General features: G+C 33.0%; 15 protein-coding genes, 1 pseudogene and 1 other annotated feature. Of the genes and pseudogenes, 5 read left to right on the top strand and 11 right to left on the bottom strand.

The features are described 5' to 3' along the window. Nucleotides 1-110 precede the first annotated feature (110 nt). The 3 genes from cbpB to CP370_RS05615 all read left to right on the top strand — a co-directional run bounded on the left by cbpB (nucleotide 111) and on the right by CP370_RS05615 (nucleotide 3,879). Entirely contained in the window at nucleotides 111-599 is a 489-nt protein-coding gene (gene cbpB, locus CP370_RS05625; RefSeq protein ID WP_087284519.1) for a cyclic-di-AMP-binding protein CbpB, read from the top strand. Nucleotides 600-677: 78 nt separating this feature from the next. Beyond that, complete coding sequence (locus CP370_RS05620; RefSeq protein ID WP_087712579.1) at nucleotides 678-2,558, top strand: heavy metal translocating P-type ATPase; 1,881 nt, start codon at nucleotides 678-680, stop codon at nucleotides 2,556-2,558. 61 nt (nucleotides 2,559-2,619) lie between these two features. Beyond that, nucleotides 2,620-2,670, top strand: a sequence feature (sodium ion sensor (DUF1646 type); this cis-regulatory element may regulate processes involved in with the transportation of sodium ions). A gap of 48 nt (nucleotides 2,671-2,718) precedes the next feature. After that, the gene (locus CP370_RS05615) at nucleotides 2,719-3,879 is read left to right on the top strand and encodes a cation:proton antiporter (protein WP_087284525.1); all 1,161 of its coding nucleotides are present in this window, start codon (nucleotides 2,719-2,721) and stop codon (nucleotides 3,877-3,879) included. Between the two features lie 220 nt (nucleotides 3,880-4,099). On the opposite strand, the gene CP370_RS05610 is transcribed toward CP370_RS05615, so the two are convergent. Then, complete coding sequence (locus tag CP370_RS05610; RefSeq protein ID WP_087712578.1) at nucleotides 4,100-5,677, bottom strand: ABC transporter ATP-binding protein; 1,578 nt, start codon at nucleotides 5,675-5,677, stop codon at nucleotides 4,100-4,102. Between the two features lie 101 nt (nucleotides 5,678-5,778). Between CP370_RS05610 and CP370_RS05605 the strand changes: the two genes are divergently transcribed. Then, nucleotides 5,779-6,639, top strand: coding sequence for a helix-turn-helix transcriptional regulator (locus CP370_RS05605; RefSeq protein WP_087712577.1), 861 nt, complete (start codon nucleotides 5,779-5,781; stop codon nucleotides 6,637-6,639). A gap of 575 nt (nucleotides 6,640-7,214) precedes the next feature. Here CP370_RS05605 and CP370_RS05590 read toward each other — a convergent pair. The 10 genes and pseudogenes from CP370_RS05590 to CP370_RS05550 form a co-directional block, all read right to left on the bottom strand. Then, nucleotides 7,215-7,445, bottom strand: a complete 231-nt coding sequence (locus CP370_RS05590) for a hypothetical protein (RefSeq protein WP_087712575.1) — start codon at nucleotides 7,443-7,445, stop codon at nucleotides 7,215-7,217. 103 nt (nucleotides 7,446-7,548) lie between these two features. Next, nucleotides 7,549-8,100, bottom strand: a complete 552-nt coding sequence (locus CP370_RS05585) for a hypothetical protein (protein WP_232457418.1) — start codon at nucleotides 8,098-8,100, stop codon at nucleotides 7,549-7,551. Further along, complete coding sequence (locus CP370_RS09995) at nucleotides 8,100-8,312, bottom strand: hypothetical protein (RefSeq protein ID WP_232457444.1); 213 nt, start codon at nucleotides 8,310-8,312, stop codon at nucleotides 8,100-8,102. The genes CP370_RS05585 and CP370_RS09995 overlap by 1 nt, the downstream gene beginning before the upstream one ends. A 143-nt stretch (nucleotides 8,313-8,455) precedes the next feature. Further along, nucleotides 8,456-8,551, bottom strand: a pseudogene (locus tag CP370_RS10295) (MFS transporter permease); the annotation flags it as partial. Between the two features lie 337 nt (nucleotides 8,552-8,888). Further along, nucleotides 8,889-9,536 (bottom strand): pyroglutamyl-peptidase I, encoded by a 648-nt coding sequence (gene pcp / locus CP370_RS05575; protein WP_087712574.1) that lies wholly within the window; start codon nucleotides 9,534-9,536, stop codon nucleotides 8,889-8,891. Between the two features lie 18 nt (nucleotides 9,537-9,554). Further along, on the bottom strand, nucleotides 9,555-10,478 hold the full coding sequence (locus CP370_RS05570) for a DUF979 domain-containing protein (RefSeq protein ID WP_087712573.1): 924 nt from the start codon (nucleotides 10,476-10,478) through the stop codon (nucleotides 9,555-9,557). Nucleotides 10,479-10,480: 2 nt separating this feature from the next. After that, nucleotides 10,481-11,155 carry a DUF969 domain-containing protein gene (locus tag CP370_RS05565; protein ID WP_087712572.1) on the bottom strand — a complete coding sequence of 225 codons (675 nt, stop codon included), beginning with the start codon at nucleotides 11,153-11,155 and terminating at the stop codon, nucleotides 10,481-10,483. Between the two features lie 113 nt (nucleotides 11,156-11,268). Continuing rightward, a complete protein-coding gene (locus tag CP370_RS05560) occupies nucleotides 11,269-11,757 on the bottom strand; it encodes a DUF805 domain-containing protein (protein WP_087712571.1) in 489 nt (162 codons plus the stop codon). Between the two features lie 22 nt (nucleotides 11,758-11,779). After that, on the bottom strand, nucleotides 11,780-12,202 hold the full coding sequence (locus CP370_RS05555; RefSeq protein ID WP_087712570.1) for a hypothetical protein: 423 nt from the start codon (nucleotides 12,200-12,202) through the stop codon (nucleotides 11,780-11,782). A gap of 165 nt (nucleotides 12,203-12,367) precedes the next feature. Continuing rightward, nucleotides 12,368-12,784 (bottom strand): hypothetical protein, encoded by a 417-nt coding sequence (locus CP370_RS05550; RefSeq protein WP_232458506.1) that lies wholly within the window; start codon nucleotides 12,782-12,784, stop codon nucleotides 12,368-12,370. 137 nt (nucleotides 12,785-12,921) lie between these two features. Here CP370_RS05550 and CP370_RS05545 point away from each other — a divergent pair, with 137 nt between their 5' ends. After that, nucleotides 12,922-14,376 carry a PTS galactitol transporter subunit IIC gene (locus tag CP370_RS05545; RefSeq protein ID WP_012846786.1) on the top strand — a complete coding sequence of 485 codons (1,455 nt, stop codon included), beginning with the start codon at nucleotides 12,922-12,924 and terminating at the stop codon, nucleotides 14,374-14,376. Nucleotides 14,377-14,415: the final 39 nt, after the last annotated feature.

Here is a 14,415-nt window from a genome sequence, read left to right as displayed (position 1 = left end):
GTCCAGATGGACTTTTTATTTTTCTAAAGTGTTCAATTTGATTTTACAATCGGCGAAGTAAAAAGAAATATATTTTTTAATTTAAATATTTAAGTTTAGAAAGGATTATCATGTTCTCACCATCTATTCAATCATTGATTGAGGAAAAAGCGGGCTCATTTATTATTCCTGCCTCTAGAATTGCATTTGTGGAAGATGAAAACCCACTCTACCATGCATTTTTAGTTCTTACTAAAATGAAATATTCAAAAATTCCTGTTTTGGATAAAGATCAAAAAGTAGTTGGCCTAATTAGCTTATCCATGATTACAGATAAGATGCTGACCCCTGATAATATTGTGATTGAACCTCTATCAGACTTAAAAGTTAAAGACGTAATGCAGACGGATTTTGAAACAATCAATTTTGCTCACACTAATTTTGAAACTCAACTACATCTTTTAGTAGATAATCCATTTATTCCAGTAGTCAATGACAATAATGTCTTTCAAGGTCTGCTAACTCGGCGAGAATGGATCAAAACATTCAACTATGTTACTCATACAATTGACGAAAAGTATGACGTTACTGAGAAATACGTTTCACATGAAGAAAACTAAATCGCTTAAATTTAATCTGTTAAGTGGTATAGTAATATTGTTTTAGTATTATTGTTAAATTAGTTGGAGGTAAAGTTAATGAGACATCAATGGAAATTTTTCACGATTCTCGGAATTGGTGTTATTGCAGCAATTTTAGACTTTCTGTGTGGAGCTCCTAAAATTGGTACATGGCCCATCTCAGGCATCTTAATTGATATCTTCGGAATTTTTATGGCAATCACCATGCTCCGCGAAATGATTCATACTCTTGAATCCGGTCGTTGGGGCGTTGATATTCTAGCAATTATTGCTGTTGTTTCAACCATGATTGTTGGAGACTACTGGGCAGCTTGGATGATCTTAATCATGCTTACTGGTGGTGATTCCCTCGAAGACTATGCTACTAGTCAAGCTGATAAGGAATTGCGTTCTTTATTACAAAATTCACCAAGAATTGCTGATAAGTTAGTTAACGGCAAGATTGAAGAAGTTAAGGTTGAAGACTTAAAAATTGGCGATATTGTGTTAATTAAGCCAGGTAGCCAAGTTCCAGTAGATGGAGAAATCATTAAAGGTAATTCTAGCTTTGACCAATCTTCTTTAACTGGTGAGTCAGTTCCAGTAGATAAAAAAATCGGCGATGATTTAATGTCAGGATCAATTAATGGGGATGCAGCTGTAGAAATGAAAGTTACTAAAGCTGCTAAAGATTCTGAATACCAATCAATTATCGCTTTAGTTAAGTCTTCTGAAGCAAAACCTGCTAAGTTCGTTAAAATGGCTGATCGTTATGCTGTACCATTCACTATTATTTCCTTAATCATTGGTATTGCTGCTATGATTACCTCAGCTGTAACTAATCCAGCTCTTGGCTGGCAAGCACACTTTTTACGTTTTGCTCAAGTTATGGTTGTTGCCTCTCCTTGTCCATTGTTAATTGCAGCACCAGTAGCAATGGTTTCAGGAATGAGCTCAATGTCAAGAAGCCACATTATTGTTAAATCTGGTACCACTCTTGAAAAGTTATCCCGTACCTTAACTTTTGCTTTTGATAAAACAGGAACCTTAACTGAAAATCAATTAGTTATTGATCAAGTTGTTTTACCAGAAAATAGTTCTATCTCAAAAGAAGAATTACAAAGCTTAGCTGCTAGTGTTGAACAACAATCCAGTCACGTTATTGCCACTTCATTAGTAAAAAGCACCGATAAAAACTTAATTAAACCAGTTACCAACTTGAAAGAAGCTACTGCTAAGGGTGTTAGCGGCGAAGTTGCTGGTAAGTTAGTTAAAGTTGGTAAACTTTCTTATGTTGATCCCGATCAAGAAAAAATTACTATTAATTCAACAGCTGTCTTTGTTTCAATCGACAACAAATTTGCTGGATATATTACTTTCCAAGATCAAATGAGAGAGAATACGCCAGAAACTATTAGCCGTTTACGTCGTCAAGGTATCAAACAAATCATGATGTTAACTGGTGACCGTGGAGCGGTAGCTGATAAGGTTGCTAAAGAAGCTGGTATTAAAGAAAGTGAAGTTCATGCAGACTTACTTCCTGCACAAAAAATTCAAGCAATTAGGGATGTTAAGCCCGATCTAAGACCTGTTGCCATGGTCGGAGATGGTGTTAACGATGCACCAAGTTTAATGGCTGCTGATGTTGGTATTGCCATGGGTGCTAAAGGAGCAACCGCTGCTAGCGAAAGTGCCGATGCTGTAATTATGGTTAATGACATTTCTAAAGTTAATGATGCAGTTGCAATTTCGAAACATACTATGAAGGTAGCTCATGTCGACATCATCACTGCAATTTGTATTGTTATCTTAATTGAATTAATTGCCTTTACTGGTATTATTCCAGCTTTCTGGGGCGCAATTTTACAAGAAGTAGTCGATTTAATTACTATTTTGCTTGCTCTTCTTGCTAAGACAAAACCAACTAACCCTAAACAAACGGGAATAGAAAAACAATAACTAATTTGCAACTAGCAATGTTTTTAGCTAAACTAATTTTTAGTTAAATATTTTTATTAGTGGTTGGGTTTTAAATAAAACTTTCAAGATTTGCTTATTTGGGTCAATAAGCGCTTGAAAGTTTTTTATTTTGTCACAAAGTTATAGAAAGCGGAGAAAAATGCACTTTTTAGGAGAATTAATCTTAATCCTGCTGGCAACCACGCTCTTAGGACAATTATTTTCACGTCTTAATATGCCAGCAGTTATTGGTCAATTATTATCAGGAATTTTATTAGGTCCAGCTATTTTAGGACTAGTCAAACCAAACGAAATTATTTCGCTTTTTTCAGAATTCGGAGTAATTTTATTAATGTTCTTAGCGGGTCTTGAAAGTGATTTGGATTTATTAAAAAAATACTTCAAATTAAGTTTCACAGTTGCTGGTATTGGTGTTATACTGCCTGTATTTTTTATGGGAATTGCTAGTTACTTGTTTGGGATGCAGTTCCTTGAGGCACTTTTCATTGGAATTGTTTTTGCCGCTACTAGTGTTTCTATTTCCGTTGTAGTTTTACAAGAAGCTAATCAAATTCATACCCGAGCTGGTACAGCTATTTTAGGAGCAGCAGTTGTTGATGATATTTTAGCAGTTATTGTTTTAAGTTTATTTACTACTTTTAGCCATGAAGGTGGAAAAAGTGGTTTAACGAATAACTTTTTCCTTAACTTACTTATTGAAGTAATATACTTCGTTGCCGTTTGGGTTATCTTCAAATTTATTGCGCCATATTTTATGAAGTTGGCTGAAAAAGTGGAAGTTGATTATGCAGTAGTTATTGGCTCCCTAGTTCTTGCTCTCTCCATGGCCTGGGCAGCAGATTTTGTAGGCTTAAGTGCTGTTGTTGGAGCATTCTTTGGTGGTCTAGCAATTAGACAAACTCCACAATATAAGGAAGTTCAGTCTTCTGTTAGTGCAATTGGTTACTCTATTTTTATTCCTGTTTTCTTTGTAAATATTGGACTATCCATGACATTTGCTAGCTTTATCAAAGATATCTGGTTCATTATTGTTATGACTATCCTAGCAGTATTATCAAAATTCTGGGCTGGTAAATATTCAAGTGAATTATTTGGTTTTACCAAGAATGAAGGAAATATTGTCGGAGCAGGGATGGTATCGCGTGGTGAAGTAGCGCTGATTGTAGCACAAATTGGAATTACTCATCACTTATTCCCAGAAGACATTTATTCAAGTTTGATTTTGGTAATTATTATCACTACAGTTCTTTCACCATTTATTTTGAACTACTATATTAAGCGTGAAGTAAAAAAGAACTAAAGCAAAAACGAATTAGCTGTGATTGTAGCTAATTCGTTTTTTTCATATTCTAATTTATTGAAATACTTCCTGTTGGAATATCTATATCTACTTTAATAAATTTAGAAAGTGAATAATCTTGATTAACCAATTTTTGATTAGCTATATTAAACATAGTTCATCCTCCAACTAATATAATTACAATAATGCCAATGCTAAATAATGTCTTTTTCCAATTCATCTAAATATAGTCCTTTAAGTCAAGTATTTCGTCATATTGCTTTAACTCATCTTCTTCATAGTGGTGAATTACTTCAATGAAAGTTAAATTTGAAGCTAGCAAATATTGATGAATTATATCAGAAGTTTTTTTATCAAGAGAAGCGTTAATCTCATCAAGTAATAGGACTGGTCTTTCCATTAAAATTGCTCTAGCTAATTCAATCCGTGCCAACTGTCCGCCTGATAATTTATCAGCTGCTTCCCCCAATTGATAATCAAAACCTTTTTCTTCAATTAATTCATTTAAGTCTAATTTATCGCAAACTTCCTCTACCTTTTCCCGGGAAATATCTTTTCCTAAGGTTAAATTAAACAATAAACTATCCGCAAAAATAACCGGTGCTTGGCTTGCATATGAGAATAAGTCTGGAAATGTACCAGCTTTTACTCTTTTATCATTTAATCTAATCGCTTCGGCTTGCCCATATTTTCCATATAACAAAAATTGCAATAAAGTCGACTTTCCCGCTCCAGATGGTCCAATGACAGCAATTTTCTTACCTGACTTGATGTTTAAGTCAATCCCAGTAGCTAATTGCTTGCCATCTCTCTTTAGGATCAAATTCTCTACTTGTAAGTCTTGTAAACTTACAGTTTTACTATTTTCTTGATCTGTTTCTTTATCTAAAAATCTATTAACCTTCTCAACTATCTTCTTAGTAGTAGATAACTTACTTCTGTCATCCAAGATAAATAAAATTGGATTTACAAATGAATTAGCTAATTGCACAATTGCAAATAAAGCTCCTAAGCTTGTTTGCCCTTTTACAACTAAATAAATTCCAAATAGAAATGGCATCAAAAACGTAATAATATTAGCAATAAAATTAATCCATGAGTTAGTATCAAGATTTAAAAGATTCATCTTACTCAATGTCTGTTCTAGCTTAGAAATTGCTTGTTTATTTTTAGCAACTGCCTGATTTTGACCATCATACAGATGTAGCGTTTCAACACCAGCTAAGAAGTTTTTAGTTTGATTAACATACTTACTATTAGCCCTAGTCCACTTTTCAGAAGATTCTTGAATCGGCTTTTGAAAAACATTAGAAACAATCATTGGAATAAAAGATCCAACTAGGAATAGTAATGTAAGTAACCAATTAACTGCTAAAGCATAGCCTAGTGCTAATACTAGTGAAAAAATCTGCATAATAATTTCAATTTGAGCATTAAAACGATTAGTTTCAAGTAGTTTAAAATCATTAGTTAAAAATCCTAAACTATCACTATTTTCATCTTTTGACTCTTCTAGCATCCCACCCAAAATATGTGTTCTTAAATAAGTGTTAGTTTCCTTAATCGTATTAGTTTTCAATCTGTTAAATACTAAACTTGCAATTAAAGTAACAACTAATGGTGCAATAACAATAATCAAAAATTGTGCAATTTTACCCCAATTCTTATTAGTAGCAATATTAGTTAGTGTTTGAACAACATTAGCCATAATAATATTTTGAAAACTAGCAATTAAGCCAAAGATGATCATCAATATGAATCTAAATTTATTTGAATACTTGAACAGCATCTTCTTCATCCCCTCATCGATTTAAACTTGTTGATAAGAGTATATGATGAGATTATACTTAAAAATAAATCTCTTGCAGATCTGCAAGTTAATTTTTGGAGAATGAAAAAATGTATGGTCATGAATTCAAAGAATTACGCTTAGAACAAGGTATTACACAAAAAGAAGTCTGCCGTGGAATCTGCTCTGAATCAAAACTATCACGCTGGGAAAATGATCAAGTCGAGGTTGAATTTAGTACGGCAATGAAATTATTAAATAGAATTCACATTACTAGCCATGAATTTATGGGTTGGTCTAAATTCTCACCACGGCCAGAAATAGATCCTGAACTTTCTGAAGCTATTGAAAAAGAAAATATCCCACTTCTCAAGCAAGTTACACAAAAACAACTAACCAAGTATCATAAAAATCATAATAAGTTTGATCTATTTATGACTGCTAATCTATGTAATCAACTTTTTATTATCGAACATAAAAATTACTTACCTCCTATTGACCAAAAAAAGCTTTTTGCGATTTTTTCAAAAGTCAATTTATGGAGTCAATACTATATTTCAGCGTTTGGCGCATCAATTTTTCTATTCAATCCTAAGCAAATTTATGGTAGTTCAATGCAAATAATTCGTAATATTGACCGCCTTAAAGAGGCTGAAACTAGTTTTAACTTAGAAATCATTATGGGAAGTTTATCAGATGGCATTTTACGGCTGATTTCACTTAATGAATTGTCTTATGCTCAGCGATTAGTTAAAGAACTTAAAAAAATTGAATTACCACAATATCTAATGTTTTTTACCCTAACCTTGACTTACTTGCAAAAGGCAATTGATTACATGAAAAATGGTGATGACAAACCAATACTTACATTAATTTCAGAAGTTTTAGATTTGGGATGCAGTGTCCAAGCAACTACCTACCTAGATATGTTTAAATATTTAAAAACGCAACGAAAAAAATACAATTTTTAACATAACGTCTACACTCATTTTTATTCGCTCCTAATATATAGTCACCATCATTTAATAGGCATAATAAAAAACGATCAAATTATCGTAGCAACAATCCAGACTATATTCGTAACTAATAATACCAGAGCTACTAGCCCTTTAAACAAGTTTTTTCTCCTTGTAACAGAATATCTATTAACTAAATATTCCATACTCGCACCAACAACTATGTTCATTAATACCATTACCATACGATAAGGAAAGCTTCCCCCCACCATGATGTTAAATTTAGTACTGCTAGTAGTGTAAAAGTTGTCGTTACACTGTAAGAATAACTGATTAATTTCACATTTTTCATAGGCTTTTCTTGACCTCTTTAAAAATAACGTACCAGAAATATAGATATGCTGAAATACACATGACTAAAATAGGAACCTTAATCAACAATGACCACTGCATTGTCATATTCATAATTGACACACGAATATTTGTTTTGAAAATAGCATCTACAAATAAAGGTAAAAAAGGAACTACTCCTAGTAATATCTTAAAAACTAATACTAATTTTTTCATAATATTATCCCTTTCAAAACAATTTATTTCTTGAACTGTCTAGCTACTGCAGTAATTACCGCAAGTGCGTTAACACAGACAAGAAATATAGTACCCATTAAGATTTCAGTATTCCAAAAGTCTTTAACTGCAGCTGCAGTGTGAACACCAAATAGCATAGTTCCAAAACTATAATAGGCAGAGTAAATTGTAATGAAAATTAATCCTACTACATTAATAGCCAGTAAGCTAAGTACCCATTTAATAAAATTCATTTCAACTACACTGCACTCCTTTCAGTTAATTATTTTGTTGAGACTAAGTATAAATTATAAAAGCGTGAAATAAAGAAAATGGGTGTATTTACCCAATATTACATTATTTATATTTATCCTTAAACTTTTGTAACTCTTCCCCATACTCAGGCATACCTACAAGACAAAAACTTTTTATTATAGTATCGCAATATTGCAACGCAGACTTATCTTGATTCTTTTTATATTGAATGAAATAAGTGAAAAAGGTCATAGCACTTTTATAAAAGAAAAGATCAGGATTAGTTGGAACCTTATTAGCAAAATCAATATAAAAATCAATATTCTCAAATTTATTTTCTTCGATAGAAAGGACTAAAACATTAATAGCTAAAGAAAATAGAGATTTTTTAACAAGCATAGATTCACGCACTTGATACTTTTCAATTATCTTTCTAACAATTGCTTCGTTATCAGCCGAACTATAGAAACGCATAGAATTGCAATACAGCATAAACTTAGTACTATTGAATTTTGGAATTTCAAAAATTTTCTTCTTAATCTCTTCTCTAATTTTTTGATCAGATTTATCCGGATTTAGTAATTCTAAAAGTCCATCAGCAATCAAATTTTGAATTTCTTTATCTTTTTCAGATAATTCACTCTCTGTAATCATTAATTTAACTTTTTTAGTTTATCTTTGTCTACGTGATAATATGCTTCTTCCATTATCTTTCTTTGAATTTGAATCTGACTTTGATAGTTTTGGTCTAAAGTTTCAATAAATTCTGTAGCATCAATTTGATTATATCTAAGCAGATTAATTAAGTTTTCCGCTGAAATTTGATGTACATTTCTTTCTACTTTTCCGTAGTAAGATCGATCAATTATATTACCTGCAAATTCTTGTAAAGTTTTATTTTGGTTAATACGGTATTACTTGAGGAGATCTCCTATTGTCATTTTTACCTTCACCCCTAATCAAAAATTTTTATCACTATTTTAATGAGATAGACAGAACCAAACAAGTACAAAATTTTCTGAGCAATTGCATTAACTAACCATTGCTGCATTTTAAGTGAAACAGTACTTACAACTGCAGCCAATAAAAAGTAAAACGATAAGATTATAAAAACAACAAAGAAAAAGGCCAAACACCTTACGTGCTTGACCCTACTTAAAAGAGGCTACATTAGCCTCTTTTTATGATCTTAATAAAAAGCAATGGTACAAATACCAAATTTCAACTATAAACACAATTACTAGATAACCATACCAATCGAAATTCACATCATGATTGCCAAATTGAGTTAAACAAACAAAACTAGAAACAAAATTCCGATTAAGCAATAAGCAAATGGAAAACCATATTTAATAATGTGCTGCCTAACTAGTAAACATAAAATGAATCCAATAATCGCTAAACTTAGAAACACCCAAAACATACAGTAAACCACCTACGTTTTAGTGATTTGCTCCTTCAACCGCCTCAATATCGCCCTTACCATCACGGTCAACAATAGCGCTAAGAGCTGCAGTTAATCCTTTAACAATGTCATCAAGCGCCATTGATGGAGTATTAGGACGATTTACAACTTGTTCTGGTAAGAATGGAATATGAATAAATCCTGCCTTAATGTTAGGAAATTCCTTATCTCTCATATATTGGACTTGATACATAATATGATTACATACATAAGTACCAGCAGTATTTGAAACGCTAGCTGGTAGGCCCGCATCCCTAATTGCTTTTGCTTCTGCCTTAATTGGCAATTGTGTAAAGTAGGCAGTTTCTCCATCTTCATGAATTGGTTCGCCTAGTGGCTGGTAGCCTTCATTATCAGGAATACGGCCATCATTAATATTAATTGCAACACGTTCAGGAGTTAATCCAGAACGACCACCAGCTTGTCCAACATTTAAAACATAGTCTGGATTTTCTTTTTCAATTGCCTTTCTAACAACTTCAGCTGACTTATTAAAGACAGTTGGAATTTCCAATTTAATAATTTCAGCCCCATTAATTTCATCAGGTAATCTTTTAACTGCTTCAATTGCAGGATTAATTTTATCTCCGCCAAATGGATCAAATCCTGTTACTAAAATTTTCATAATATTATCCTTTCAAAATTAAAATGCCAAAAAGTACATCAAACCAATTTGAATAATCAACAAAATAACTGCTACTGGTGCTTGCTGCTTAATAACGCCCATCTGATCTTTCATTTCTAAAAGAGCTACTGGCAAGGTATTAAAGTTAGCGGCCATTGGTGTTACCAACGTTCCGCAGTATCCTGCCGTCATGCCAATTGCCGCAACAACTACTGGATTGGCTCCTTGAGCAATTACAAATGGAATACCAATTGCTGCTGTAATTACGGCAAAGGCTGCAAAGGCGTTACCCATAATATAAGTAAAAAGCGCCATTGCAATACAGTATAACGCTACTCCTAAGAAATGATTTCCAGCTGGAAAAACATGACTAATCATATTAGCAGTTAGTTTGCCAACACCGCAAGTAGTAAAGACTACTCCAAGCATAGCTAATAGTTGCGGCAAAACGCCAGGTGAACCAACGCTACGTACCATTCTTTGCGAATCTTTAAAGACTTGCTTAGTCGGAGCTTTAGTTAAAATAATTGCCAGGATCAATGAAACAACGGCACCAATACCGATTCCAACTTGACCACCAAGTGGCGTAAACTGAGCAATCAAAATAGAAGTTAATGCTAAAACTATACTTGGTAAAAATACTTTTGCCCCTAAACGCTTTGCACCCTCTTGCGCGGTTTTGGGATCTAACTTAGGTAAGCTACCAACTTGAATCTGTTTAAACAAAGCTAAAATTCCAATTATTAAAACCATTGCACCTGATACAACTGCTGGAATCCAATCTCCAAAGGCAAAAATAATTGCCAAGAAGAACCAAAAAACAGTTGTTCCAATTCTCGCCTTATTTGTCTTATCGCGCAAGGTTTCAATTCCAGCAACTGCCATACATAACCCAATCAATGCATAAAGAATGGCAAGTAAAAAGTTAATTGTATTTTGCATAATTATTTACCCTCCCATTTCTTCATTTGACGGTCAAAATAAAGATTGTAAGCAAAGACTAAAATAAAAGTAATGATAGCAATTGGAATAGTATTAAGCACAATTCCAACAGGATCAACTTTATAGCCCAGTGATTTCATAGTTGAAGAAATCAAAAGTACTCCACCAGAAGCCACAAACAAGTTTTGAGCAAAGAAGTTACCAAAGTTGTCAACTGCCGCACTGCGTCCCTTAATTAAATCGATTTCGGATTCAGTCAATTTCTTATTATCTTGATCTTCAGCAGCCGCAATTACCATTGGTGCAATTAATGGACGAACGAATTGTACTTGTCCTTGTAAAGAAATCCCAAAAACACCAGCTAATTCACGAATTAATAAATAGATGTTTAAAATCTTACCTGCAGTTAACTTTTTAAGTTTTTTAATTGCATTAACCGCATAATCTCTTAATCCATGTGATTCTACTAGCCCAATCATTGGCAAGGTTAGGAAAAACAAACTTACCATTCGATTTTCCACAAAACTTTTCCCAATTACTTCCAGCAATTTAACAAAATCCATCCCAGAGAAAAGTCCTGTTACAATTGCTGCAATGACTACAACTGCAGTCGTATCCCACTTTAAGATAAAGCCGACCACAATTATCAATATTCCTAACAGCTTTAAATATTCCATACTACCTATTCCTTAAATAAAAAATAAAAAAATACTATAAAAATATTATACAAAATGCAATAAAAAAATACGACAGAAAAAACCATTCGTATTTCAATTTCTATTCAAATTAGTTAATCAACAAATAAGTAGCTGCCCCATCTTACTGGTTCTTCAACAGTGGGTAACAATAAGAAAATAACTGCAATAATCCAGCCAAATAGAATAATAATTAACCATAGCCACCAACCACTATAGTTCGCATCATGTAGTCTTCTTACTGCATAGCCCAAAAGACCTAATTTTATCCAAACTAGTAAGATGAATAAAATTAATTCAATTAGCCAAGTTAAAAATGTAATATGTGATACAGCCCACGTCACATTATTTGGAGTAACAGAGAAAATTCCACTAGTACATAATGCTAGTATTGAAGCTATTCCAATTACAATTGTTAATAAGAACTGAATAACAAATGCAACCCAAAAGGCTTTTCGAGTACTACGCGCTGCCCAAGTGAACGGATAGAGAAATAATCCTTTAAAAATTTCCCCAACTGATGGATCTGGAATATCACTTTCTGGTGCATGATATTCTTGTTCATAATAAGGTTTCTCAGACATAAAATTTACCTCATACTAATTTTTAATTATTTTCTGCTTTCGTAATTAGTTTATCAAAATTTTGATCCTGATGTTTTTTAGCTAGATCAGGTGTCTTCCAGTAAACTTGATCCGTTAATTTTCCTTGACCACTAGCTAAAATAACTACCGGATGACGGTCCAAGATTGTATAACCATAAGACGCTTGGTGTTCATCTTTAGCTGTCCAACCAATTAACGTAATATAATTGACCCCTTTTAAAGCTTCAGTATTATTAAAGCCTTTAACCCAAGTATGAGTATCGTTCAGATAGTCATCAGAAAATTGATGATGCTTTTCAAAATATTCTTTATCTGGGATATGAATCTCATATTGATGATCTTCCGTTGTGAGCGTATAAGAACCAAATTCAATTTCTCTTAATTGATTATTATCTTTACTATATGTACGACTATTTTTATCCATACTGTACCACTTACCTTGTAATTTTGTAGGAACAGTATACAACCCTTTATCGCCAGCAATATTTTTAGTCTTTACTCGTTGTCTTTCTTTCGTCCACTACCTTAACATTTTTAACGATCTTATTAACCTTACTGCCATCATTATGCTTGTTAAGGTATTTAATCATCATTTTAATGTCAGATGAACCAATTTCCTTATTTTTGTGATAGAAGAAAATTGGTGGATCATTCTTTGTGTAATAGAAATATTTACAACTGTAGCGATTTCGTATGCAATATCACTACTATTTTTCATGTATGAAAAATTTTTTCGATTATGAAGTTTTACGACTACAGAATTGTTTTGTGCTTGCTTAAAAGTCTTCTTCCAAATATCAGGATACTTTTCACCAGCATAAGCAATTGTAATTGCAGTTTGCTTCTTAGTAGTCAAATTATTTGTTGTAATTTTACTGCTTTTCTTAACTGTTGTCGTTTTTTCATTTGAAGAACTAGAATTGTTATTTTGCGCATTGCTGCATGCCGTTAGCATTGTACAGCTTAACAAACTAATTAAGCCAATTGATATAATCTTTTTCATCATTAATCCCTCCAAAAAATTTTCTCTCAAGTTTATTAAAGAACTCTGTTATTTATTACCCAAGCAATATAGCCCTAATTATTAGCGTTTATTTTTCTTCTTTTTTATACTAAACATGTATCAAAAGAAAGGGGATCAAAATGCTAAATAATATTCATACTTTCTTTAACGCCTTTGGAGCAACAGTTATTGTTCCTATTATGATCTTTATTATTGCTTTATTTCTAAAAGTAAAGCCAAAAAAAGCAATGATGTGTGGATTTTATGCGGGAGTAGGGTTAACAGGATTTTCTTGGATTATTAATGAATTTACCCCAATAGTTACTAAGATCGTTCGTCAAATGGTTAATAATACTGGCATCAAATTACCCGTTGTCGATATCGGCTGGCAGGCTGGTTCTCTTGCGAGTTTTGGTTCTCCAGTTGGTCTTACTTTTTTTGTATTTGGCTTGATAGCTGAATTTATTTTATTTGCTGTTGGAGTAACCAAGGTATTCATGCCATCTAATCTTTGGAATAATTTTGGTTTCATGATTTGGGGAACCCTTGCTTTCTATGTAACTCATAATTGGTGGATTTCACTAGGCTTATCCTTTTTTATGCTTCTTTACACTTTATTATTAGCTGAAGTTCAGGCTGATCGCTGGTCAAGTTATTACAAAATTGAAAATACTACTGTCTGTGCCGCACAAAACATTGTTCAAACGGTCCCTGCTATTCTTCTAGATCCTCTGTGGAATCTGCTTGGCTTTAATAAGGCAAATTTGACACCAGTAGCTTTCAAAAATAAATTTGGCGTCTTTGGCGAACCAACTACATTAGGGGCTATTTTAGGAATAGTAATCGGTGTTTTAGGCAATATTAAAGATCTAACCACCATTAAAGCATGGGGACAAATTCTACAGTTTGCCGTTCAACTGTCAGCTGTTATGACAATCTTTCCTTTAGTTACTAATGTATTCAGTAAGGCTTTTACTCCTCTAGCTAAGCAAATTGATAAAGAGAGGAAACAAAGTAAGAATCAAAAAGCTGAAGCAGATCCTGTTCACGATAAAAAACGTTGGTTCCTAGCAGTCGATGACGGTGTAGGTTATGGCGAGTCCGCCACGATTATTTCAGGAATTATCTTAATCCCAATTATGGTTGTTATTGCCTTTCTTTTACCAGGAAACAAAACTCTTCCTGTCGTTGATTTAATTTCACTTCCATTTATGGTTGAATCAATTGTTGCTATTACTGATGGTAATATCTTAAAGGTTATTGCAAACGGTATTGTATGGTTTAGCTTAGGCTTATATGCGGCTAGCTGGCTAGGTTCAATTTATACTGGAGCTATTTCTCAGTATGGTGCGACAATTCCAGCTGGTATTGTATTAGTTACTAGCTTTAACTTAATGGCTCGTCCCCTTAACGCGTTAGTTTTTGCAGCTTTTATTTCACAGAATCCTCTTTGGATTAGTCTATGTATTATTGTTTATTTGGCTTTGTTATTCATTTTAAGAAAATACCGTCCTCAAATTTGGACTTACTTAAACAAAATGGCCAATAAAAATGTTCATGCTAACCAAGACCTTAAGCCATCCCCTAAAGACTGAATTTGTTACAATAAGTATAAATAATCTGACAAAAGGACG

This window comes from Lactobacillus sp. UMNPBX19 (genome assembly GCF_002553805.1).
Lineage (GTDB): Bacteria > Bacillota > Bacilli > Lactobacillales > Lactobacillaceae > Lactobacillus.
This window is presented reverse-complemented; position numbering and strand designations above follow the sequence as displayed.